23 protein-coding genes are annotated in these 23,785 nt (G+C 62.3%); 12 read left to right on the top strand and 11 right to left on the bottom strand.

Annotated features, from left to right (window positions below; genetic code table 11):
* Positions 1 to 81: 81 nt before the first annotated feature.
* Entirely contained in the window at positions 82 to 558 is a 477-nt protein-coding gene (locus BJI47_RS19545) for a MarR family winged helix-turn-helix transcriptional regulator (RefSeq protein ID WP_088945309.1), read from the bottom strand.
* 210 nt (positions 559 to 768) lie between these two features.
* Between BJI47_RS19545 and BJI47_RS19550 the strand changes: the two genes are divergently transcribed.
* A complete protein-coding gene (locus BJI47_RS19550) occupies positions 769 to 2,763 on the top strand; it encodes an MMPL family transporter (RefSeq protein WP_088945394.1) in 1,995 nt (664 codons plus the stop codon).
* A 5-nt stretch (positions 2,764 to 2,768) separates the two neighbouring features.
* Complete coding sequence (locus BJI47_RS19555) at positions 2,769 to 3,395, top strand: lipocalin family protein (RefSeq protein ID WP_088945395.1); 627 nt, start codon at positions 2,769 to 2,771, stop codon at positions 3,393 to 3,395.
* On the opposite strand, the gene BJI47_RS19560 is transcribed toward BJI47_RS19555, so the two are convergent.
* Entirely contained in the window at positions 3,392 to 3,916 is a 525-nt protein-coding gene (locus BJI47_RS19560) for a MarR family winged helix-turn-helix transcriptional regulator (protein WP_088945396.1), read from the bottom strand. The genes BJI47_RS19555 and BJI47_RS19560 overlap by 4 nt on opposite strands.
* Positions 3,917 to 3,989: 73 nt before the next feature.
* On the opposite strand from BJI47_RS19560, the gene BJI47_RS19565 reads away from it, so the two are divergent.
* The 4 genes from BJI47_RS19565 (at position 3,990) to BJI47_RS19580 (ending at position 8,702) form a co-directional block, all read left to right on the top strand.
* Positions 3,990 to 5,390 carry an FUSC family protein gene (locus BJI47_RS19565; protein WP_254900695.1) on the top strand — a complete coding sequence of 467 codons (1,401 nt, stop codon included), beginning with the start codon at positions 3,990 to 3,992 and terminating at the stop codon, positions 5,388 to 5,390.
* 33 nt (positions 5,391 to 5,423) lie between these two features.
* Positions 5,424 to 7,487, top strand: coding sequence for a neutral/alkaline non-lysosomal ceramidase N-terminal domain-containing protein (locus BJI47_RS19570; RefSeq protein WP_088945311.1), 2,064 nt, complete (start codon positions 5,424 to 5,426; stop codon positions 7,485 to 7,487).
* A gap of 144 nt (positions 7,488 to 7,631) precedes the next feature.
* Positions 7,632 to 8,126 carry a DUF6764 family protein gene (locus BJI47_RS19575; RefSeq protein ID WP_254900696.1) on the top strand — a complete coding sequence of 165 codons (495 nt, stop codon included), beginning with the start codon at positions 7,632 to 7,634 and terminating at the stop codon, positions 8,124 to 8,126.
* 141 nt (positions 8,127 to 8,267) lie between these two features.
* Positions 8,268 to 8,702, top strand: a complete 435-nt coding sequence (locus tag BJI47_RS19580) for a MarR family winged helix-turn-helix transcriptional regulator (RefSeq protein WP_368655910.1) — start codon at positions 8,268 to 8,270, stop codon at positions 8,700 to 8,702.
* A gap of 266 nt (positions 8,703 to 8,968) precedes the next feature.
* On the opposite strand, the gene BJI47_RS19585 is transcribed toward BJI47_RS19580, so the two are convergent.
* Entirely contained in the window at positions 8,969 to 9,976 is a 1,008-nt protein-coding gene (locus tag BJI47_RS19585; protein WP_088945312.1) for a hemolysin family protein, read from the bottom strand.
* Entirely contained in the window at positions 9,973 to 11,397 is a 1,425-nt protein-coding gene (locus BJI47_RS19590; RefSeq protein WP_088945313.1) for a hemolysin family protein, read from the bottom strand. The genes BJI47_RS19585 and BJI47_RS19590 overlap by 4 nt, the downstream gene beginning before the upstream one ends.
* Before the next feature lie 453 nt (positions 11,398 to 11,850).
* Between BJI47_RS19590 and BJI47_RS19595 the strand changes: the two genes are divergently transcribed.
* The 5 genes from BJI47_RS19595 (at position 11,851) to BJI47_RS19615 (ending at position 14,667) form a co-directional block, all read left to right on the top strand.
* Positions 11,851 to 12,318, top strand: a complete 468-nt coding sequence (locus BJI47_RS19595) for an SRPBCC domain-containing protein (RefSeq protein ID WP_125458767.1) — start codon at positions 11,851 to 11,853, stop codon at positions 12,316 to 12,318.
* A gap of 136 nt (positions 12,319 to 12,454) precedes the next feature.
* A complete protein-coding gene (locus BJI47_RS19600; RefSeq protein WP_088945315.1) occupies positions 12,455 to 13,675 on the top strand; it encodes an alkane 1-monooxygenase in 1,221 nt (406 codons plus the stop codon).
* Entirely contained in the window at positions 13,675 to 13,842 is a 168-nt protein-coding gene (locus tag BJI47_RS19605) for a rubredoxin (RefSeq protein ID WP_088945316.1), read from the top strand. The genes BJI47_RS19600 and BJI47_RS19605 overlap by 1 nt, the downstream gene beginning before the upstream one ends.
* Before the next feature lies 1 nt (position 13,843).
* The gene (locus BJI47_RS19610; protein WP_088945317.1) at positions 13,844 to 14,029 is read left to right on the top strand and encodes a rubredoxin; all 186 of its coding nucleotides are present in this window, start codon (positions 13,844 to 13,846) and stop codon (positions 14,027 to 14,029) included.
* 65 nt (positions 14,030 to 14,094) lie between these two features.
* Positions 14,095 to 14,667 (top strand): TetR family transcriptional regulator, encoded by a 573-nt coding sequence (locus tag BJI47_RS19615; protein WP_254900697.1) that lies wholly within the window; start codon positions 14,095 to 14,097, stop codon positions 14,665 to 14,667.
* Here BJI47_RS19615 and BJI47_RS19620 read toward each other — a convergent pair.
* Genes BJI47_RS19620 through BJI47_RS19650 form a run of 7 tightly spaced genes read right to left on the bottom strand, consistent with a single transcriptional unit; the run spans position 14,623 to position 22,320 of the window.
* Positions 14,623 to 16,797: a transketolase C-terminal domain-containing protein gene (locus tag BJI47_RS19620; RefSeq protein WP_088945319.1), complete on the bottom strand. Its 2,175-nt coding sequence runs from the start codon at positions 16,795 to 16,797 to the stop codon at positions 14,623 to 14,625. The genes BJI47_RS19615 and BJI47_RS19620 overlap by 45 nt on opposite strands.
* 8 nt (positions 16,798 to 16,805) lie before the next feature.
* Positions 16,806 to 17,288 (bottom strand): hypothetical protein, encoded by a 483-nt coding sequence (locus BJI47_RS19625; RefSeq protein WP_088945320.1) that lies wholly within the window; start codon positions 17,286 to 17,288, stop codon positions 16,806 to 16,808.
* Positions 17,285 to 18,322, bottom strand: coding sequence for an ATP-grasp domain-containing protein (locus tag BJI47_RS19630; protein WP_088945321.1), 1,038 nt, complete (start codon positions 18,320 to 18,322; stop codon positions 17,285 to 17,287). Before BJI47_RS19630 ends, BJI47_RS19625 begins: the two co-directional genes overlap by 4 nt.
* Positions 18,322 to 19,620 carry an ATP-grasp enzyme gene (locus BJI47_RS19635; RefSeq protein ID WP_088945322.1) on the bottom strand — a complete coding sequence of 433 codons (1,299 nt, stop codon included), beginning with the start codon at positions 19,618 to 19,620 and terminating at the stop codon, positions 18,322 to 18,324. The genes BJI47_RS19630 and BJI47_RS19635 overlap by 1 nt, the downstream gene beginning before the upstream one ends.
* Before the next feature lie 5 nt (positions 19,621 to 19,625).
* Entirely contained in the window at positions 19,626 to 20,444 is an 819-nt protein-coding gene (locus BJI47_RS19640; RefSeq protein ID WP_254900698.1) for a class I SAM-dependent methyltransferase, read from the bottom strand.
* Complete coding sequence (locus BJI47_RS19645; RefSeq protein ID WP_088945323.1) at positions 20,441 to 21,655, bottom strand: sedoheptulose 7-phosphate cyclase; 1,215 nt, start codon at positions 21,653 to 21,655, stop codon at positions 20,441 to 20,443. Before BJI47_RS19645 ends, BJI47_RS19640 begins: the two co-directional genes overlap by 4 nt.
* The gene (locus tag BJI47_RS19650) at positions 21,652 to 22,320 is read right to left on the bottom strand and encodes an HAD-IA family hydrolase (protein ID WP_088945399.1); all 669 of its coding nucleotides are present in this window, start codon (positions 22,318 to 22,320) and stop codon (positions 21,652 to 21,654) included. The genes BJI47_RS19645 and BJI47_RS19650 overlap by 4 nt, the downstream gene beginning before the upstream one ends.
* A gap of 213 nt (positions 22,321 to 22,533) precedes the next feature.
* Here BJI47_RS19650 and BJI47_RS19655 point away from each other — a divergent pair, with 213 nt between their 5' ends.
* The gene (locus tag BJI47_RS19655) at positions 22,534 to 23,589 is read left to right on the top strand and encodes an NAD(P)H-binding protein (protein ID WP_088945324.1); all 1,056 of its coding nucleotides are present in this window, start codon (positions 22,534 to 22,536) and stop codon (positions 23,587 to 23,589) included.
* The last annotated feature ends 196 nt before the right edge of the window (positions 23,590 to 23,785 follow it).

The following is a 23,785-nucleotide window of genomic DNA, read 5'->3' on the forward strand; positions in this document are numbered from 1 at the left end:
AACGGCTGTTAGCTCAACCTCGATAAACCCTACGTTACTCGGGCCGTCCCGCATAGTGAAGACAAATCGACCAGTGAGATTTCAGGTGCTTCGCGGAAGCAGTTCCTCGTGATGCGCACGCATCGAGCCGATCAAAGCGACAAAAACTCGATGGGCCGCAGCAAGATCCGAGTCGGGCACATCGGCAAGCGCGGAATTGGTACGGATACCGAGCGGACCGAAGAATTCACGTGCGACGGCCATGCCGTGGTCGGCATAGCGGAGGATCACTTTTCGACGGTCACGATCGTCTTTTTCTCGTCGAATATGACCGGACTCGATCATCCGATCGACCAAGTACGTCATGGCTGCGGATGACAACCCGAGCCGAGCCCCGAGTTCGCCCGTCGTCAGCGGCGCGCCTTCGACGTCGGCGACCATGATCAGGAGCAGTGCACGAAAATCGTTGTGTCGCAGATGGTGTTGCGCCCCGAAGGCCCGTCCGATCTCCTCGGAGACAGCGGACAGCGCACGTACATCGGAGGAGATTTTCGATTCCAGCTCGCTTCGATCGGCCACTGCAGTCCTCCCTCTCCGACGATGCGCTCAGACTATCCGCACGCCCGGCGGCTGATCTTGCCGGTTGATTAATGTCTCAGTTAATGAGATTGTTTGCCGGTGGACAGCTCACGCCGCGACGACGGCTTCTGGCTCGGATTCGCCCGGATTGTCACCTCACGCCGGTCGTGGGCAGTCGCGCTTGCCGTCCTGGTGCTCTCGCTTGGGTTCATGGCCCTCGTCGGCGAGAACGACTCGGCCGGAAGCGCACCATCCTCGGTACCACCGGAAGCAGAGTCCGCCCAGGTCACCGAACTGCTGACCCATTTCCCCGGCGCGGACACCGCACCGGCGATACTTGTCGTCAGTCGATCCGATGGGGGGGTGCTGTCCGAAGCCGATCTGGCCGCCGCGAAACGAGCCCTCGATCGGACCGCAGTCGCCGCAGGCACCGCCACCGGTTCGCCTCCGCTCGTGCCGGCGCCCGACGGCAAGGCCACCCTCGGCCTGGTTCCGGTAGACAGTTCGCTGTCCGGGTTCACACTCGACGACCTCGTCACCTCGCTGCGCACCGCCGCCGTCGACGGCCTTCCCGACGGCCTCGACGCGCAGGTGACCGGCGGACCGGCATTCGGGGCCGACATTGCGAACTCGTTCTCCGGCGCCAACTTCACCCTGCTCGCGGTCACCGCACTCGTGGTCGCGATCCTTCTCATCGTGACGTACAGATCGCCTGTTCTGTGGCTGGTTCCGCTCCTCGTCATCGGCTTCGGCGATCGCGTCGCCACCTCCGTCGGTACGGCACTCGCCGAGGTGACCGGGCTGTCGTTCGACGGCTCCACCTCCGGCATCACCAGCGTTCTGGTCTTCGGAGCGGGCACGAACTACGCGTTGCTGTTGATTTCGAGATATCGGGAGGAGTTGCGCGCCGAGCCCGATCATCGACGCGCACTTGCCAGGGCCGTCCGTCACGCCGGGCCTGCAATTCTCGCCAGCAACGCCACCGTCGTGCTGGCGTTGCTGACACTGCTGCTGGCAATACTGCCCAGCACCCGCAGCCTGGGTGCACTCGCGGCCGCGGGCCTCGTTGTCGCAGCCGTGTTCGTCCTTATGGTCCTCCCTCCACTGCTTGCACTGTTCGGACGGAAGTTGTTCTGGCCCTTCATTCCAGGCCCTGACGATCGTGACACCGCCACCTCGGGGGCCTGGTTCTCGATCGCGGCCGCAGTGTCACGACATCCGGCCCGCACGGCATCGATCACGATCGTCGCGCTCCTCGCCTGTGCCGGTGCGCTGTTCGGCACCGGAATCGGCTTGTCGCAGACCGAGCAGTTCCGCGTATCCGCCGAATCCGTCGAGGGCTTCGAAACACTTTCCGAGCACTTCCCCGCAGGCCTGGCCGATCCGACGACAGTGGTCGGGAAGACCGATTCGGCTGCCGAGATCGAGTACGTTCTGGCAGGCAACGACGCCGTCACCTCGTTCACCCGTGGCGCCGACTCCGGCACCGGCCTGACTCGGTGGTCCGTCGTATCCGACTCGTCGCCCGCGTCCGAGGAAGCATTCGCCGTCATCGAGGATCTACGTGGTTCGCTGAAGGGCGTTCCCGATGCCGAGGCGCTCGTCGGCGGCAGTGACGCCCAAGCCCTCGACACCAGCGACGCCGCTGCCAGGGACCGACTCGTCGTCGTGCCCGCCATTCTGATCGTCGTTCTCGCTGTGCTGCTCGTGTTGCTACGCGCCGTTCTCGCGCCGCTGGTGCTCGTCGGCACGACAGTTCTCAGCGCCCTCGCGGCCCTGGGCATCGGTAGCTGGGTGAGCCTGCACATCTTCGAATTCCCGGCTCTCGACGACAACGTTCCGCTGTTCGCCTTCCTGTTCCTGGTCGCCCTCGGCGTCGACTACACGATCTTCCTCGTCACGCGTACCAGGGAGGAGACGCCCGGCCACGGCACTCGCTCGGCCATCGTGCGGGCGGTGGGCGCCACGGGTGGTGTCATCACGAGTGCGGGCATCGTGCTGGCGGCAGTGTTCTGCGTGCTCGGCGTCCTTCCCCTCATCACATTGACTCAGCTGGGCATCATCGTCGGCCTCGGCATTCTGCTGGACACCTTCGTGGTGCGCACGTTGGTCATTCCAGCCCTGTTCACCCTTATCGGCCCGGGGATATGGTGGCCGAACACATTCGGCTCCAGCAGTACCGAACTGGTGGGACAGAAGGAGTGAAATCCATGAAGGTACATTCGGTGCTCACACGCGCGCTCGTGGCTGGTGCGTGCGCCACGGGGATGCTGCTCGCCGGTGGAATCGCGCAGGCAGCACCTGCCCCGTCCGGTTCGGCCGGATTCGAACCCCTCGCCCCCATCCCGTCTCTCGATGTCGCTGAATATCAGGGCACCTGGAATCAAATTGCCGCCGTACCGCAGCCGTTCAACCTCGAATGCGCGCGCGACACGCAAGCCGAGTACACGCTGATCGATCCGGCCAACGTGCGCGTGGAGAACACGTGCACCACCTGGAACGGGGAGCACAACAACATCGTCGGCAACGCACGCGTCAATGACACAGTGACCAATGCCCAGCTGCACGTGAGCTTTCCGGGCGTACCGACCCAGGAAAACCCCGAAGGACCGACCAACTACATCGTCGCCTACATCGCGGACGACTACTCCTGGGCGTTCGTCGGAGACCCTTTCCGAACTTCGGGTTTCGTCCTGTCCCGCTCACCAGAAGCGAGCCCGGAGAAGTTCCGCGAAATCCGCGCCGTCGCTGAATCACTCGGCTACAACTCGTGTCTGATCCTCACCTCGCCGACACCGGGCGGAGCGGCGGGCATACAGCCTCTCTGCACCGTCTAGGGTTTCGCGTTACTCGACCTAGGGTCGGCATTGAGCGCGACCTTGCGTAGCAGGTGTGCCAACGCCTCGGTTTCGTCCCGGCTCAACCCGTCGAGCAGTTCACGATCACGCGCGATTCGCAGCGGAAAGACGGTATCGACCAATTCGATGCCGGAAGCGGTGAGTTGTAGCAGTACGACTCGCGCATCGCGGTCCAGGCCGAGTCGCTCGACCAAACCTTCCTTCACCAGACGTTCCGAGATCTTGGTGGTGGATGCCCCACTGAGCATCGTCACCGAGGTCACTTCGCTCGCTCGTAGTGGCCGTTGGGCCCGGCGGAGCGCGCTCAAGACGTCGAACTCGGCCCTCGACACTCCACTCGGTGCGAGGGTGGAGTCGAGCAGGTGGTTGGCCTGGGCAGCGATCCTTCCGATTCGCGCGAGAATTTCGATCGGCGAAGTGTCGGTGTCCGGAAAGAGGGCGACCCACTCGCGGCGGACCTGATCGACGAAGTCTCCGCCAGATTTCTGCACCGAGGTCATGTCGTCCACCTTACGGCCCAGGTCACGGCCAAAAATATTTACTTCACTAGTAAAATACTTATAAAGTATACGAGTGTTTGATTCCGCCACCCGACTCGCCCACACCCGTACTGCGCTCGCCCATGCCACTTCGCGACGGGCCTGGCACCAGGCGATGACGCTCGGGCAGGCCGATGCGACTATCGCTCCAGCCCTGCGGGTCGGCGCAGCCGTTGCCATCGTCCTCGTCGGTGGAGGCATTCTGGGTAGGCCCGAACTCGCCGGCTTCGCTGCGCTGGGCGCCCTGTGCAGCGCCTTCGCGCGACACGAGCCGTACCCACGGCGCGCAGGGAAGTTGGCGTTGGTCGGCGGTTCGATAGTTCTCTGGGCGACGCTGGGCGCCGCGCTCGGCACGATGACGGACTCCTCTGCCCTTCGGATCGTCGCAATCTCCGTGACGGCCGGCGTCGCGGCACTTGTCCTGTCGGCCTTCTCGGTAACCGGACCGGGCCCCGTCATCCTCGTGTTTGCTTCGACCGCTGCCGTCGGGTTCGCGAGCACCGCCGGGGACGTGGTCGAAGTTTTCGTTTCGGTGTCCGTAGGTGCTGCAATCGGATGGGTCGCAGCAATGCTCCCAGCCTTGCTACATCCGGTCGGACCGGGCCAACTCGCTGTTGCCCGCGCTCTCGCGGCCACCGACGCCAGACAAGACGGCATGGCCCGAGCGTCGATCGAACGCGCTCGCGTGATCGTTGCACTCAACGCACGGCAGGGTTCACGAAAGCACAGCCTCGGACTGACCACTCTCCTCGACGACGCCGAACACCTGCTCGACGCCTGGGCACGTGGCGAAGATCCCTCTCATGCAGCGGAACTACTCGCTCACGAGCGGGCACTGCGGAAAATGCGCAGGCACGACGCGTTGCCGATGCGCGCTGCCGAACTCACAGCTACGCCTGAAAACTTCTTCGCCGTCGGCGTGCGCTCGTTGACATCACGTTCCCTGGTGGTCAACGCCGCACGCATCGTTCTCGCATCGTTGCTGGCCGCATGGTGCGCAACGGCTTTCGGCTTCGAGCATCCGTTGTGGGCGACCATGGGCGCGATGGCCGCGATGCAGGGCATCACTTTTCACACCACGGTCGAGCGCGGCATCCAGCGACTACTCGGCAATGTCGGCGGCGCTGTCATCGCTGCCGTTTTGATCGCAGGTGCGCTCGGATACTGGCAGACAACGGTCGCCATCATCGTTCTGCAGATCGTTGCCGAACTCCTCGTCATGAAGAACTACGCCCTCACCACGATCGCGGTCACCCCGATGGCGTTGCTTCTGACGGGGATAGCCGGTCAGCTCTCCCCCACCGTCGCGCTCAGTAGGGTTGGCGACACCCTCGTCGGTGTCCTGATCGGGATCGTCGTCGCAGCTCTCACCATCGGAAGCGGAGACAAGTCAGCACGAAAACTCACTGGACCAGAGCGACGCCCCATCCGCTGAGACGGTGTTACCGTGCAGTTCGAATCGACGAGCATGGGGGCAATCGTAGTGAATTCAGGACTCGGTAGACGATCATTTCTCGCCGCCACCGGGGCCGCGGCCCTCGGGGCTGCAACCTTGGGGAGTGCCACCCTCGGGAGTGTAGGGCAGGCGTGGGCGGCACCGGGAGGTCTCGAGGTCGGCCGAGGCATCGGTGACATGACGGGTGAACCGCTCGGTGCGGGAATGAACGGCTACGCAGTGTTGGAGCAGTCCTCGGCAGGCCTGCACCTGCGGCAGCGGGCGCGGGCGTTCGTGTTCGTCGACGCTGCCTCGGCGCAGCGACTCGTGCATGTGACGTGCGAGGTCGGCCTCATGTTCGAGAGCATTCTGGAAGAAGTACTCCGTCGTCTTTCCGCTCGATTCGGCGATCTCTACCACCGAGGGAACGTCCTGCTCTCGGCTACGCACACCCATGCCGCCCCCGGCGGAACCGACGGCCACCTGTTGGTGGACATCACCACGCTCGGCTTCCGGCCGATCACCTTCGAGTCCAACGTCGCGGGCATCGTGGACGCGATCGCGCGGGCGCACGAGGACGTGCAACCCGGTCAGGTCTCGATCACCACCGGCTCCTTGACCGATGCCGGAGTCAATCGCTCTCCCAAGGCGTTCGATCGAGATCCGATCTCGGACACCTCTCGATTCCCGGGCAAGATCGATCCGCGATCGGTCAACCTTCAGGTGATGCGAAACGGCGAACTGGCGGGCATCATCAACTGGTTCGCCACCCACGGCACGTCGATGAAGGCCACGAACACATTGGTCAGCACCGACAACAAGGGATACGCGGCCTGGCACTGGGAGCGCGAGGTCGAGAAGGTCGACTACCGCAACCCCACCTTCGTCGCCGCATTCTGCCAAAGCACCCCTGGCGACATCACACCCAACCTGGACAGGCAGCCCGGCACCGGTCCGACGTCGGATGAATTCGAGAACACCCGCATCATCGGCATGCGCCAATTCGATACTGCGCGTGCGCAAACCGAGTCCGCTGCGAGCGCCGTCGGCAACGGTATCGATGTCCGGTGGGTGTATGCGGACTTCTCCGGCTTCACCGTCCGACCGGAGTTCACCGGCGATGGCCGCACCCACACCACCAGCCCCGCAGCCCTCGGTGCCGCCTTCGCGGCGTCGAGCCAGGAAGATGGTGGCGGACTACCGGAGCTCGGCCTTCAAGAGGGCGAGCGCGGCGGCAATCCCGCACTGGCAGCTCTCGGTTCGGTCGTGATGCCGCAGTGGCTACGCGATGCACATGCTCCGAAGGACATCCTCCTCCCCGTCGGATTGATACCCGGAATCGTGCAGCAGCAGCTTCCTTTTCACCTCTCGCGGCTGGGCGGGTTCTTCCTCTTCTCCTGCCCGTTCGAGCCGACCATCGTCGCGGGCTCACGCTTGCGGACAGCACTGGCCGACACACTCGGCGTCGACTCCGGGCAGATCGTCGTGCAGGGATACACCAACGGTTACGGCCATTACCTGACCACGCCCGAGGAATACGACCAGCAGGATTACGAAGGCGGCGCGACTCCGTTCGGTCGTTGGCAACTGCCGGCAACCGTCCAGATCGCCGTCGACCTCGCATCCGCCATGAGAGATGGCAGGGCCGTCGACAACGGCACTTCGCAGCCGGACCTGACCGGCGCGATACCGAACTCTCCCAGCGGAATCTCGTTCTTCGATCTTCCGACCCCTGGCAGGGCATTCGGCGACGTGTTGAGTCAACCGTCCCCGCAGTACGACGTCGGCGCACATGTCGCAGTGCGGTTTTCCGGTGCGAACCCGAACTCGAATTTGCGACGTGACGACACATATTTGGCCGTGGAACGGGCCGACGGTACGAACTGGGTGCGCGAGTACGACGACAGTGACTGGTACACAACCATCGTCTTCGACAACTCTGGGCCGATCACCGACACCACGATCGCATGGGATGTTCCGGCTTCTCAGCAAGCCGGGCGCTACCGCATCGCTTATTTCGGCGATGCCCGGGCTATCGATGGCCGGCTCACACCGTTCACGGGCACCTCTGCCGAATTCGAGATCCTGCCGTCGTGACCTTGCCGTGACTATTGAGTGACCGATACGTAATGCTCGCTTGGGTTGGTTGTGTCCCCGAGGGTGGAACGTAAGGGAAGGCGCTGCGACGAAACCAGTTCCACGCAGCCCGCCACTACAAAACGACCTATCGGGAGGCTCGACATGTCCACAGCCAGCATGACAGCAGTCAAGAGAAGTCTGGGCAGCGTAGCCGCTATCGGCACAGCACTGGCGTTCGCCGCACTCGTTCCCGCGACGGCGTCCGCCGCTCCGGTCGGGTGTACCACCGCACCGGGTGGCAGCGCTGAAGCGTCACTGGTCGGAAGTTCGCAGTGCGACAGTCAGGCCGACGCCACCAGTGCGGCAGCGGGGTACGGTTTCGAAGGTTGGGGATCGGCGAACGCTATGGCGAACGCAGCAGCACTGGCCCTCGGGTTCAACGGCGGCACCGCGGTAGCGGACGGTACGGCAGGCGGAGGGCCGGCTGCGATCGCATTCGGTCCGGGCAGCCTCGCGGACAACTCGGCCGTCGGCCTGGGGCTGTCCATAGCGATTGCCGGCCCAGGTGCCACCATCACGCTCACCCCCACCGGTGCCGTATGCGAGGGACCAGGCATCGCAGGGAGCTTCACCACCCTGCAGGGCTGCATCGGCTGACCCGATCTCAGCACAGGCTTCACGTGGAACGCGACGTTCCCGCGCTCCGCACCGGAGCGCGGGAACGTAGTTGTATTCACGCAGGTCCAGCGGCGATCAAGCTACCGCCATGCGTACCGATGGCGTGCAGCAGGCGGATAGATGAGTACCTCGGAGTTCAGCGAGGCGATCCTCGCTTTGACGAGAAGGTTGCGCAAGCAGCGGCCAGTGCATTACCTGACACCGAGCCAGATGCAGATTCTGGGCGACGTCGAGCGAAGCGGCGGATCGAGCGCCCCCGGCGACCTCGCTGCGATGCAGGGCGTGCGAATCCAGTCGCTGACAAGTAATCTCAACGCCCTCGAAGCCGAGGGCCTGGTGACCCGCACCCCGGACATCACCGATCGGCGCAGATTGTTGATCGTGATGACCGCCGACGGAACGACTCTCGTCGCAGCGGACCGTGCACAGCGTGACAAGTGGCTCGCCGACGCGATGGACGAGGAGCTCACTCAGGCTCGAACGCGACATCCTTCATCTAGCGGCTCCCATCCTCTGGAAACTCGCACGACGGGCGGATTCCGCCGGAACGATTGACCTTCCAGCGAGGCTCGTGAACCATGTAGAGCGTTAACCCCTGAAGTGGTGCCTGTGCCGCGAACAACGAGGAGCTCGAGCGAGATGATGTCCTACCTTCTATATGACCTGCTACTCCCCCAGGTCGGCCACGACGTTGCAACGTATTGGGCGACGCTGCTGGTCATCAATCCAACCTGACACGCTCGAGAAGCACCGACTCGGCCCTCGCGGGAACTACTCCGGCGAGGACCGAGTTTTTTGTCCTCATACCTTCGGAAGTCGTTTCAGGCGGGCGAAGTAGCGGTCGGCAACAGCCGTGAAAGGACATCGGACAGTGTCACCACGCCGAGTGTCTGCTCTCCTTCGACGACGAGCGCAAGGTGATTGCTCGTCTCGCGCATCGAAGCCAGTGCGACGTACACCGGAGTGTCGACCTGCAAGGTGAGTACCGGGCGAGTGATCTCGGAGAGGGCGACATCACCGTTGAGGGTGTCGCGAACATGGACGACACCGCTGACGATCTCATTGTCGCGCACGAGAATGCGCAGGTGCCCCGACTCGATCGACGCCGCACGGACGTCTGCGATCGTCGCCGCCGAGGACACCGACACAGGCAGACCCGGCGACATGAGAAGGTCACGGACCACCAGCTTCTGCAGGTCCAGCGCGCCGGAAATCTGCGCCGAGTAGCTGATGTCCAGCGCTCCGACGTTGACAGAGTGTTCCACCAGTTGGCGCAGGTCCTCGGCGTTCTGTCCTGAGGCGAGCTGTTCCGATGGTTCTACGCCGACCTTGCGTAGACACCAGTTCGCCATACCGTTGAGAGCGATGAGTATCGGGCGAGTCAGCCACATGAACCCGCGCATCGGAATGGCCAGCAACGTCGCGGACCGTTCCGGATGCGCGATGGCCCACGACTTCGGAGCCATTTCGCCGACCACGAGATGAAGGAAGGTGACGATGATGAGCGCGAGCACGAAACCGGCCACGTCCGACACCCAGTACGCGATACCCCAGGACTCGAAAGTAGGTGTCAGCCAATGGTGAACGGCTGGTTTGGTGGTGGCGCCGAGTGCCAACGTGCACAGAGTGATGCCGAGCTGTGAACCCGCCAGCAGCACCGTCAGTTCACTCGAACTACGCAGGGCCGCTCGTGCCGACCTGCTGGTGCTCGCCGCATCCTCGAGCCGGTGACGCTTTGCTGCGAGCAGTGCGAACTCGACGGCGACGAAAAAGGCACTTGCAGCGATCAGTCCAACGGTGACCGCCAGCACGATCCACGGATCGCTCATCGGTGGGAGTCCTTTTCTCGATCATCGGAGCGGTGAGTATCTTCGGGATGATCACTGCTACGCGAATTACGTTGCCTCAGATCGAGTCTGACCAGCGATGGGACGTAGTTGTCGATCTCGAGCACCTCGAGCACCACGTAGCGCTCGGGAACTTCGTCGTCGTCGTTCACCAGGTCGGCAGAATCGGCGGGCAGATCGACCTCCACTACGGTTCCGACGCTGGGCAAAGCTCCATGATGGGCGATGATCAAACCGGCGATCGTCTCGTAGTCACCGCCGGGCAGATCATGATCGATGGAGCGTTCGACCTCGTCGATATGAACCTCGCCGCCCATCGTCCAGGTGCCGTCCTCGGCTGCGATCGGAGTCGGATCGACTTCACCGCTGTCGTGCTCGTCGGTAATTTCCCCGACGAGCTCCTCGGCCAAGTCCTCGATGGTGATGACACCGGTCAAACCGCCGTATTCATCGATCACACAGGCGAGCTGATTGTTCGACGACTGTAATTCGAGAACAGCGTCGGGAAGTGCTTGCGTCTCCGGCAGAATCAGAGCCGGGCGAACGAACTCGCGGACTTCGGCATCCGGTCGATCGACCGCGATCAGAATGTCCTGCAGATGCACCACACCCACGATGCCGTCGTCGTCGTCAAGCACTGGATAGCGCGAATGCTCGTGTCCCATCGATGCCGTGACACTTGCCAGCGAATCGTGGGCGCGCACAGTCGCGGCACGAGATCGCGGAATCATCGCATGCTCGACGGTTCGCGTCGGGAAGTCGAGGATGCGATCGAGGAGATCGGACAACTCGTCGGGCAGATCGCCGGATCCTCGAGACTCGGCAACGATATGTTCGAGGTCGCGGGGCGTCGCAGAGTGTTCGACGTCGTGCACCGGCTCGATCTTCAGCGCTTTCAGCAGCAGATTCGATGCCTGGTCGAAGATGGTGATAAGCCATCCGAAAAGCTTGAGATACATCGTTGTCGACAAGGACAGCCAGCGTGCGACCGGCTCGGGCCGGGCGATCGCGAAGTTCTTCGGAAACAGCTCGCCGAACAACATCTGGACGAAGGTCGAGAACAGCAGCGCTACTACGGCACCGATACCTATTCCGACCGCGGTCGGAATACCGACACCTCCGAGCATTGTGCCCAGGGATTGTCCGATGAGCGGCTCTGCCACGTAACCGACGAGAAGTCCGGTCACCGTGATCCCGAGTTGCGCGCCGGACAGCATGAACGAGGTGCGTTTGGTGACCTCGAGGGTGCGCCGCGCCCCCGTGTCGCCGGCCTCGGCGCGAGCTTTGAGTCGAGAGCGGTCCACCGTCATGTAGGCGAATTCCTGAGCCACGAAATAGCCGGTGACGACCGTGATGAGGAAGACGACGAGGATACCGAGCAGGAGGGTGAGCACTTCGCTCATTCGCCGGACACCGCCTCGCACATTGTCGACATCGTGCGTGGAGCCGCGTCCGGCCTGGGTCTATCGCTGTCCATGAATCCTCTGCTTGTGGGCGGGGTGGTGATTTGTCCGATTGTACCTGCCCCATTCGAATGCGAGATCGGGACCGAACCCGAGACTTCCGATCACCGGGATTTCATAGCTTCCGGCGCCTGCGCCCTCCCCCTACTCTCGATTCGGTGAAGACGCTCAGGTACGGAAGCAGCGCAGTGTGCGCCGCCGGATGCTTCTCTAGGGCCGAGTGTTGTCTCGGGTCGAGCCCCTCCTCTCACTCTCACTGTTCTCGTTCGGCGCCTGGCCGAAAAACTCCAACGCTGTTGCTGGGCTGAAACTGACCTGAGGGGAATAAGCTCGATCGCTTCGGGTACATACGTGCGCGAGAGGTAACGCCACAAGACTGGAAGCGAGCTCCCTTTGACCGAACAACTGACGGTCCGACGCGTGATCGACGCCCCCGCAGCATCGATCTTCGCGGCCCTGGCGAATCCGGAACTACAGGCCGAGCTGGATGGATCGGAGATGTTGCAGGGCGCAATCGACCCGATGCCGCTCACAGCTGTGGGCGAAATGTTCGCGATGGAGATGTATCAGCCTGCGATCGGTGAGTACGTCATGGAGAACACCGTGTTCGTCTTCGAGCAGGATCGCCGGATCGGGTGGATTCCCAATCGGGCGGGTATGGAGCCGCGCGGAACCCGCTGGTCATGGGAGCTCGACGCTGTTACCGACGACCGGACCGCGCTCACCCAGGTCTACGACTGGTCACGCGTCACCGATCCGGAGTTCCGCAAGGCTGCCGGGTTTCCGCGAGTGAAAGAAGAGCAGATCGTCCACACGATGCGCAAGCTCGCCCAGCATCTCGGAGTGCCGATCGAGGACTGAGAAGAGAGTTTCACTGCGTCGACAAATCTCCTCATTTGTCCACCGGGTTTACATATCTGCTGTATTGTCATCTACTAAGTGACATGCACCACTTGCGATCCGCGTCAGATGAGGAGTTTGCGTCGTGGCAACCCAGATGAGTCCCCAGTCGAGCACCCCCGTCGAGGAGTGGCACGACAAAAAGCGTTACCTATGGCTGATGGGTCTCGTCCCGCCCACCGCCGTCTTCTTCGCCACCGCGATGATCTGGGTCTTCAATCAACTCGGCTGGTCTGCGGTCTCCCCGGTGCTGTGGTGGATCGGGCCGATCCTCGTCTACGGGCTCTTGCCGGTGCTCGATCTGTTCTTCGGTCCGGACGGTCAGAATCCGCCCGAAGAGGTCATGGAGCGTCTGGAGAACGACAAGTACTACCGCTACTGCACGTACATCTACATCCCCTTCCAGTTCGCGAGCCTGATCTTCGCCTGCTACCTGTGGACGGCAGAGAACCTGAGCTGGCTCGGGATCGACGGCGGCCTCGGGCTCGCCTCGAAGATCGGACTCGCCATCAGCATCGGCGTCGTGGGCGGCGTGGGAATCAACACGGCACACGAAATGGGGCACAAGAAGCCGAGCCTCGAACGCTGGCTGTCGAAAGTCACACTGGCGCAAACGTTCTACGGACACTTCTTCATCGAGCACAACCGCGGCCACCACGTTAGGGTCGCTACGCCGGAGGACCCGGCGAGCTCGAAGTTCGGAGAGAGCTTCTGGCGCTTCCTCCCCCGCAGCGTCTGGGGAAGCCTGCGCTCGTCGTGGGAGCTGGAGAAGGCCCGTATGGATCGACTCGGTAAGTCCACGTGGAACATCCGCAACGATGTCCTCAACGCCTGGCTGATGTCGGTCGTGCTGTTCGGCGGACTCATCGCCGTGTTCGGCATCGGTATCGCGCCATACCTCATTCTGCAGGCCGTCTACGGATTCGCGCTCCTCGAAACCGTCAACTACCTCGAGCATTACGGGTTGCTTCGCGGTAAGACTGCCTCCGGCCGATATGAACGCTGCGCACCGGAGCACAGCTGGAACTCCGATCACATCGTCACCAACATCTTTCTCTATCACCTTCAGCGGCACAGTGATCACCATGCGAACCCGACCCGCAGGTATCAGACTCTGCGCAGCATGGAAGGCGCACCGAACCTCCCGAGCGGTTACGCAAGCATGATCGGCCTCGCCTACTTCCCACCGATCTGGCGAAAAGTGATGGACCACAGGGTGTTGGAGCACTACCTCGGTGACATCACCAACGTCAACATCGAACCGAGCAAGCGTGCGAAGATCCTCGCTCGCTACGGTGCGACTCCAGAGGCACAGTGATGGCCAGTTACCAATGCCCCGTGTGCAGCTTCGTCTACGACGAGACCGTCGGCGCACCGCGTGAAGGGTTTCCAGCCGGCACCCCATGGAGCGACATCGCCGAAGACTGGCCGTGCCCGGACTGCGGCGTGCGAGAGAAGATCGATTTCGAACAGAAAGCAGACTGACATGTCCACCGATTTCAAGCTCTACCAATGCATCCAATGCGGGTTCGAGTACGACGAAGAAATCGGCTGGCCCGATGACGGCATCGAGCCGGGGACCAAATGGGAGGACATCCCGGAGGACTGGAGTTGCCCCGATTGTGGTGCCGCCAAAGCCGACTTCTTCATGGTCGAGATCAGCAGGCCGTGACGGCGGGCGGTAATGTCGACGAAGTGACTGTGCGACCGGAAACGATTAGCCCTTACAAAAGCGCTGTGACCACCCTGATGCGCACCACCATTCTCGACGCGCTCCACTCTTTGCTACTCGAGCGCACCTGGTCGAACGTCAACATGACGGACGTCGCCAAAGCTGCGGGGGTCAGTCGCCAAACCCTCTACAAGGAGTTCGGCACCAGAAAGGGTTTGGCGCAGGGTTACGCGCTGCGACTCACCGACACCTTCGTCTCGGCCGTCGACAGCGCAATCTACGCCAACGAGAACGACAGCCTTCGCACGTTGTATCTGGCCTTCACCCAGTTCTTCGGTCGGAGCGCCACCGACCCACTCGTGATGTCGATACTGACCGACGACCCACCACCGGATCTACTTCGTCTCGTTACCACCGAAAGCGGAATTCTGCTCGAACACGCGGCAACTCGACTCGCCGAGACCTTCGAGCACAGCTGGATTCGGGCCTCACCGCACAATGCCGATGTTCTCGGTCGTGCCGTCGTACGGCTGGCATTGAGCTACATATCGATGCCACCGTCGAATTCCGCCGACGTCGCCGCCGATATGGCGTCACTGCTCTCCCCCTTCGTCGATACCATCAAAGATTCGGCTTGACGCGTCGATGATGCTGTCCTCGGACAGCAGAACCTCGAGCGCCGCGTCGCCCAGCGGGATGAAACTGTCCTTGCTCGCCACTCGGCGGACGATGCCGTCGAAGCCTGCGTCGGCCAGCGCCGCGATCACTCCTTCACCGACTCCGCCCGTTCTGCGAGTCTCGTCGACCACCAGAACGCGACCGGTCGCACGAGCATGATGTTCGATGTCCTCGATGGGTAGCGGAGCGATCCAGCGCATATCCACCACGCGTACACCGATGTCGACTTTTTCGAGATCCCGAGCACAGCGCAGGCTCATCGGGACACCGTTCCCGAACGTGACGATCGTCAGATCGCGTCCCTCTCCGTACACCCGTGCGCGGCCGACCTCCGCAGGCTCGGTCGGATAGATGCTCATCCACTCCCCGTCACCGTCGACGTGCAGATCTTTGGTGTGGTACAACGCAATCGGCTCGAGGAAAATGCACACCGCACCGTGGCGCATCGCTGCGTCGGCGCAGGCCAGCAACATCGCGGCGGCGTCGTCGGGCCGCGACGGCGACGCAACGACAATCCCGGGGATATCCCTCAGCGCTGCAACAGCATTGTCGTTGTGGAAGTGTCCTCCGAATCCCTTTTGATAGCCGTATGCAGCGATACGAACCACCATCGGGTTTCGGTATTGCCTATTGGAAAAGAACTGTAGTGTCGCCGCTTCACCCCGAATCTGATCGGCCGCGTTGTGCAGGTAGGCCAGGTACTGAATCTCCGCAATCGGTAACAACCCCGAAATACCTGCTCCCGCAGCGAGTCCGAGTACCGCCTGCTCATCGAGAACGGTGTCGAACACACGCGCGGGCCCCACTCTGTCCAGCAACCCACGCGTGACGCCGTAGACTCCGCCCTTCCTGGCTACATCCTCACCGAACAGAACAGCCTGCCGATAGCGTTCGAGAACCTCGAGCAACGCTCGATTCACCGCCTGCGCCAACGTCAGCGGAGCCGCTGCCGCTGTTACCGGCGCAGACGACGTGGGGCCTGCCTGCGGTGCCGAGGCGATGTCGCGCATCATCTCCGAAAGCGGCTTCATCACCTCGGCCGCGGAACCGAGGTGCGGGAGTTCCGCGATCTCGCGTGCAGCCCCGATCACCTGAGCACGCTTGGCTTCGTAGCGCTCCAGCACGCCCTCGGCAGTGAGAGCGCCATTCTCGATCAACCATCGTGCCGTGCAGAGAACCGGATCTCGCGCATAGTCGGCGGAAATTTCCGAAGCTCCACGGTACGCAGATTCGACGTCGGATCCGGCGTGGCCCATCAAGCGGACGGTCCGCAGATGTAGAAAAGCCGGCTTGCGGTGCGTGCGCACCCAGGTCGCTGCTGCGGTCGCCGTCGCGAGAACTTCATGCAGCTCACTGCCGTCGGCATAGAAGTATTCGAGCCCTCGACGTTCGGCGAAGTTGGACGCAATCCAACCCGCCGGTGTCCGCACGCTGATTCCGATGCCGTTGTCCTCGCAGACGAACAGCAGCGGCAACGGCACGCCCTGATAAGCCGAGTGGACAGCGGTATTGATAGCGCCCAGGGCCGTCGAATGGTTGGCCGACGCGTCGCCGAAACTGCAGACCACGACGGCGTCCTCGGGCCACGGTGAGGCCACACCGAGCTTTTTCGCTCGTGGAATCGAGAATGCGACGCCGACTGCGCGGGGAAGATGCGAGGCAATGGTCGAGGTCTGCGGAATGACGGCGAGATCGGCTCGGCCGAACACTTTGTGACGGCCACCGGACATCGGCTCGCTCGTCGCCGCGACGAGGCCTTCGAGGACGTCGCGTATCGGATCGCTGCCACCGCCCTGACGTGCACGTTCGAGGTAGAAGGCTCCCGAGCGGTAGTGCAACAACGCCGGGTCCGTCGGTCGTAGTGCACCGGCAACCGCGGCGTTGCTCTCGTGTCCCGCGCTACCGATCGTGTAGAAACCACGGCCGATCGAGCGGAGCCAGCGCGCTGCGAGATCGAGATGTCTGCTGCCGAGCTGGGCGTCGAACAGCTCGAGGATACGGTCGGTCGTCGCTGACCGGCTCACCGCGCTACTGCCCGAGCAGAGGGAACCGATTCGATCCAGGAAGTGCTCGTCGATCGGTTCGGCCATGGCTGATTCTAGCCATCGGTGCGATGGTCCACGACTTTCCCGAACAGTCCCCCTGTGCCCCAGCAGAAACGGCCTATCGGGATATGGTGCTCAACGCTCGGCGACCATTCCGCGGTGCATGACGCGGTCGCCGGTCCGGAAATCGGATGCACTCGGACGAGCGGATGCTTCGCTGACACATTCTCGAATCCATCCAGTCCGGTCACCACGTGTGTGACGAACCGCCCGTCGATGTCGGCGCGGATCTCGGCAGGCAAGGTGTAATAGGCCCCGTACTGGTCGCTGAACAGCGTCCTTCGGTGAACATCAGCTCGCCGAAGGAACGAAGAAACGCAAGGAAACTGATTGTCGTCGATCTCGTGATCGGGCATGACTGCGACACCGTGCCGAGCGAGGAGCGTCGCGACCTCATCGACGTCTTCGGCAGTCAAACGGGCGGAATCGACTTCGGTGATGCGGACCCCGATGGGGTGCAGAAACTGGTGTTTCATCGGTTCCCCTCGGCTATCGCCAGGGCGAACAGTTCGTCGAGGGGAATGCCTGCCGCCGCGGCCATGACGGCGATGACACTGCTCGGGGAGTACGAGCAGTAGAGACCGGCTTCGAGGAACCACGGGTTTCCGTCTCGATCGATGCGGAAATCGAACAGGCTGTACTGACGGCACCCGAGCGCAACGTGGCATGCCCTGGCGGCATCGAAGACTTTCTCGGTGATGGGATCGTCGCTCTCGACTATCCAGGCGCGTGTGGCCTCCTTGGCAACGAGGTACAGCTCACCGTCGTCGGTCCGGTCGAGCTTGTCGGCGCGGCCACGGATCGGGTTCGACACCTCGTCGACGGCGTACTCCTCCAACGGGAGGCACACCAGGTCGCCGTCGCGGACGATGATCCCGCAGCGCACCTCGCGGCCCAATTCGATGTACGACTCGATGAGTGCCGATTGCGAGTACTGCAACGCCTCGTTCACGGCGGCGTCGAGTTCGGTCGGATCGCGAACCAGTGTCACACCCATCGAATTATCGGAATCGACGGGCTTGACCACGACCGGCACCATGGCTCTCGAAGATTCTGTTTTTCTCGGGTCGTGGCGGGAAACGAGAACCCCGTCGGGAACGGCGACGCCGGCTGCCGCGACGATAGCCCGGGCACTGTTCTTCTCTGCCGTCATCGCCATCACTTCGGGCCGGTTCCCCACGTACGGAATGCCGAGCAGTTCGAACAGTGAGCGGTACGTTGTCATCCCGGGTCGGCAGAACATTTGGGGAACAACGACGTCGATATGCCAGGTGGATATCTGCGAAATTGCATGACTCAGCGACATAGGTTGAGCTGCTTCGACACTCGACGACTCGATGCTTTCCGGAAAGCGCCAGCACCCGTCCGGGGTGACGAACGCGATCCGAAGACTGTAGGCCGGGTTCTCGGCGAACGCATCGAGGAATCCACCGGCGTAGACGCGCGACAGATCGGCGTTGAAGTCGTCGACTGCCGAGCCCGCAAGGACCAGTACCGATGTCGGTGACATCAGTCCCCTCCGTTCTCGACGAGTTTGCCGATGTTGAAATCTATTCGCGTCCAACCTCGCCCGGACTTCAGGTTCTTGAGCAGCAGCGAAGGGATCTGCAGGTGATGAACCAACAGGTAGGGCAACGGGTCCCAACGTTCGTACACCGCATCGGTTCCGCCGAGAATCACTCGGAGTCGATGCCGGCGCTGCGGCTCGGTGAGCAGCCGCCACAGTTCGTGATAAATCCAGTACGTCGGACGTGAGGACTGGGTGGGTTCGACGACCGAGTGACCGTCCTCGAGGTACGCAGCAGCGAGTTCCGGGTGGTCGTAGAACATGCTGATTGCCGAGTGCGTGCGCGGATTGCATTCGATCGCGTAGACCTGCCCGTCCGATGCCTCGATGAAATCGAAGGACAACTGACCGGTGACACCGAGCGCCTTCACGAATGTCTCTACCCAGGACCGGATCTCGGGCTGGTCGATCATCTCGTAGTTGACCTGGAATGCCGAGGACTCGCAGCATGCGTAGACCTGCAGCGCGCCGTTGCGCACGGTTCCGTGGGTGCAGTACTCCTGGCCGGAGATGAACTCCTGCAGTATCCACGGGTCGCCCTCGTCAAGGCCGAGGCTGCGCGCGAAAGCAGCATTCCGCTCCGGGGTGCTCTGGGACAGGCGTGTCAGATCCATACGCCCGACGGGGTTGTAGGCAATACGTTTGAGGATGTACTCACGCCCCGGAGCGAAATCGAACGTCTCGATCTGCCGCGAATCGGTAATTCGCTCCCAGTGCGGAACCCGAAGTCCCATCGACTCCGCCATCGCCGAGAATTGCGATTTGTCGTCGAGCATGCGCACGGTCTCGGAGTCTGCGTGCACGACTTCGCAGTATCCGTCGAGTATCTTCCGCGCGTCAGCGTCGTGAATACTCGCCGCTGGACTCGCCACCGGAACGAAGACGTCGACACCTTCTCGGACGACCACGTCGCGCAAGGCTTTCGCGTACCCGGGGTCGGTGGGCTCCGGCACGCAGTAGAAGCGATCGACTGCCCGAGAGAACCGATGTCCGGTGAACCGATACTTGGGTGATTCGACGAGGACTACTCGATGACCTGCCAGGTGGAACGACCGGGCCAGTTGGAGTGCCTTGGTCATTTTTCCACCGCTGATCAGAATTGTCCGGCTCGATGAACCCTGTGCGTCGAAGGGCGGATCGAATCGCCTGACAAGGGCATAACCCACCACGGCAAGGTCGAGTGGCAGCGTGGCGAGCAAACCTGCCAAGGCCCCGACCGTGCGTACCGTCGACGACGCCATTCCCGCTACCTCGATATCCGTCGAACGAGAGTCACGCCGTCTCGTAACGGCAGCAGGACCTGCTGGACGCGAGGGTCGCCGGCGATATAGCTGTTGAAGTCCGCGATCGCGTCACCGTTTGCGGTCCGACCGTCCGCGGGCGCGTAGGGCTGCCCTTGCATCAACGTGTTGTCCACGACGATGACTGCGTTCGCGGCCAGCAGATCGGTGTCGAGCAGCATTCGGTAGTAGTCGAGGTATCCGGTTTTGTCGGCATCGATGAATACGAGGTCGAAGGGATGCGAGGTTCCGTCGAGTCGACGCAGAGTCTCCGAGGCCGGACCGACTTCGACGACGATGCGCGCACCCGCTGCCGACTCTGCAAAGCTTCTCCGCGCGAAGTCGGCCACGTACTCGTCGATCTCACAGGCCACCACTTCCCCGTGCGGCGGGAGAGCCTCGGCCATGGCCAGCGCGGAATAGCCGGTGAACATGCCGATCTCGAGCACTCGCGTTGCGCCGGTCATGTGCACCAGGAACTTCAGCAACTGGCCCTCGACCTGCCCGGACAACATTTCCTGCTCCACTGGCCGCGAAGCCCAGTCTGCAGTATGCGTCCGCTGCGACAACGCTGCCAGCGCCGGAGACTCTTGGGTGGTGCAGCGTTCGAGATACGGATCCAGCCCCGTGGCCAGATCTCGCATCCGGGTGATCCGGTTCATCAGCTCGGGGGGAATCGACGCCACATCTGCCAGCAGTTCGGTCACCTCCCGCAATTCCGCGGCAAGGATGGTCGACGGTGTGACCGGCCGCTTCTGTTCTGTGCGGGAGTCGATGTCGCTCACAGACTCTGAGCGGAGGTGAACATGTCTACTCCGTCTCCGCCGCGGTCGAAGTCCAAGCAGATCTTCTTGTGCAACGTCAACACGTCGGCGAGCTCTTCCGTCGTCACATCGTTCAGGAATCGGCACGCTCCGATCGGGTCGGGAACTGCGGCACGTAGAATGCCATCGCGAGTCTTGAGGATCGAATTGGTTGCCTCGGAGAGTAATTCGGGCGTCAGGTAGCCACTGTCGAGCGCGAGGCCGAGGCGGGACATGGCCCCGAGTACTCGATCGCGCTCCTCGGAGGTAATGTGCCCGCGCTGCTCGGCGAGAGTGGTCGACAACGCCATATCGATATTGATCGCATGTCCGTGGAAGAACGGCGCCGGTGGCGTCAATTCCAGCGTCGGACTCCAGGTGTGGCCGAAGGCGATGACGCGGTCCAGTTCGATCTCGTGCAGATTCGGCGCCTCGAGTTCGAGCATGGTGTCGATGGCCTGATACGTCAGAGCGTCTGCGACAGCACGTAATTCGGGTGTCCCATCGAGGTGCCCGAATCTGGTGCGCAGTAGCTCCGGACCGTGTTCGTCGAGCATGTCGAAAATTGCACTGTTACCCACGACGGAGATCTTGATCAACTCCGCCATGCCGTTGCGGACCTGATCTTCGGGCAGCGTACGGAGGAAAGAAAAGTCCAGCAGGACCTTCTGCGAAGCGTGGTACGCGCCCAGCCGATTCTTGTGCTTTCCAAAATTCACGGCGACCTTGATGGACACGCTTGCATCGATCAGCCCGATCAGTGTCGTCGGAATTCTGATGTACGGGGTGTTGCGCCGGTAGCTTGCGCACGCGTACCCGGCGACGTCGGTAGTGAGCCCGCCACCGACGACCAGGACCGGTTCGGTGCGCACGAGCCCGAACCTGTCGAATTCGCCCAGGATCTGCTCGAACGTCTCGAGTGACTTGGCGGTCTCGGCGATCTTCACCGGCAGCACGGTCAAGGCAATGTCGTGATGCTCGAAGTACGCGCGGATCTGCTCTCCGTAGATCGCGTAGACGACCTCGTCGACAACCATGAGCACCCGCCCGTACGGCCGGTAGCTGTCCGCCAATTCCGTATTGCCTACCGAGAAAACACCGTCCACGTAGAGAAGGTCGTACTCGATCTTCTCGTATCCCTCGACGTGGAAGGCACGTTCGGTTGCAGTGACCTGCGCTTGCAAGGAACTCATCGGTTGGCTTCGGTCAGCGAGCGGAGCCGATCCGCGTCGAGATGATCGACGGTTTCCACCGCCGCGGAGAAGTCGCCCCCTACCGTGTTCGCGTTGGGGAACGCGACGCAGCGAACGTGTGCAGCAATAGCAGCGGCGACGCCACCGACATTGTCCTCGATAGCAACGCAGTTCCTGGCGTTCTCGCCGAGGCGTCCGAGGGCGAACATGTACGCCGCCCGATCCGGCTTGCCCTGCGAGACACTCGCGGAATCGACTACGACGTCGAACAAGTCGACGTCGACAGCCGTCAGAGCACCGAGCAATGCGTTGACGTTTTCCGGGGAAGTGGTGGTCACCAGTCCGACCTTGATGTCGTGCTTCTTGGCATGCGCGATCGTGTCGACGACGCCTGGGCGTGGGTCGACGTAGGAGTTGGCCAGCAGCTTCTGAAAGATCTCCGACTTCGTGGAATGCACTGCCGCGGAATCGACTTCCTCACCGCGGGAGTGTGCATATTCGGCGATGCGAGCGGCACCGCCGTTGCTCGCCAGCATTTCGATGTAGTCCTGACGCTCCCAGGTCCAGCCGAGATCGTGGGCGACGAAGGCGTCGTTGAATGCTTGTCGTTGAATTTCGGACGTATCGGCGAGTGTGCTGATCGAACCGAACAGGATGGCAGCCATCGGGTTCCTTCCGCGGAATGTGGTGACGTGCTTGGGACTTGTTGCCAGTGTGGTGACGGCGAGTGTCATCCAGTCAGGCGCGGTTATCACAAATGAATAACGGAAAGTAACAGAACGGTCACGCTGTTCGTCGAGGCGGGGGCGATCGACCAGGTTCTGTCTGAACTCCGAATTTCTGGGTATCGCGGCGTCCTACGGAAAGAGGTTCTCACCATGAGAGTGCTGGTCACTGGTGCCACCGGTTACATCGGGTCCCGGCTCGTCCCTGCCCTGCTCGACGCCGACCACGAGGTGGTCGCGGCCATGCGCGACCCGGACAAGAAGTCTTCCTTCGCATGGGGCGATCGGGTCGACACGGCCCGGTTCGACCTCGACGATCACGACACCTTCGACACCGCAACGGCCGGTGTCGACGCAGTCGTCTACCTGGTCCATTCGATGGATGAGGGCGATTTCGTCCGCAAGGATGCAGAGGCAGCAGAGCGCATGGCAGCGGCCGCCGAAAAGAACGGCGTCGACCGAATCGTCTATGTGTCCGGCCTGATTCCGGACGACGGTACCGAGTTGTCCGATCACTTGCGTTCGCGTTTGCAGGTGGAGGAGATCTTTCTGGCCAGCTCCGTCGATGCAACAGTGTTGCGGGCCGCGATCATCCTGGGGTCGGGATCGACGTCCTTCGAACTGGTACGACGAATGACCGAGCGCCTGCCAGTCACACCCGTTCCGACGTGGATGAATCGAAAAGTCCAACCGATCGCAGTAGCCGATGTGGTGCGGATAGTTGCTGCATCACTCCGACCGGAACCCACCACCGGATCGTTCGACATCGGTGGCGAAGAGGTGCTGACGTATCCGGAACTACTGGGCACCTATGCCCGTGTCGCCGGCCTACGTCGTCCCAGAATCCCAGTACCGTTCGCTCCCGTTTCACTCGTAGGCAAAGCCGTTGCAGCAACTACCCGAATGCCCGAAGGCACGGTGAGCTCGCTGGTCGAGAGCCTCACCCATGAGATGACCGTTCGGCGAGGTAATGCGGCGACAGCCGAGTTCGCGGACCCGAATCGGCCTCTCATCGGGTTGACCGAATCGATCGAACGCTCCATCACCGAGTCGTCTCGGAGCGGAACGGAAGCCGACATCGATCCGCAGAAGGCAGCGGATACGGACCCTTCGTGGGCCGGGGGTGTAGTGAGCCTGCAAGACGGTACGATCCGCCATCGCCCGACCGGACGCATTTCGCGTCTCGCGTTGGGTACCAAACGAAACTAGGACTGCCCGATGGCCGTCTCCACCCAATTCACTCGGCCGCGAGTCTCGAAAGGATTGCGGCCGCCATCATCGACAAGCCAGGTCGCCTCGAATCCTCGCTCACGGAACAACTGGAGCCGCGCTCAGCAGCATGTCCTCCCGAGCCGTGCTCTTACTTGCCATCGACACCTCCTATCGTTTGTGGGATTGTAGGCTC

The organism is Rhodococcus sp. 1168 (assembly GCF_002091955.1).
GTDB lineage: Bacteria > Actinomycetota > Actinomycetes > Mycobacteriales > Mycobacteriaceae > Rhodococcoides.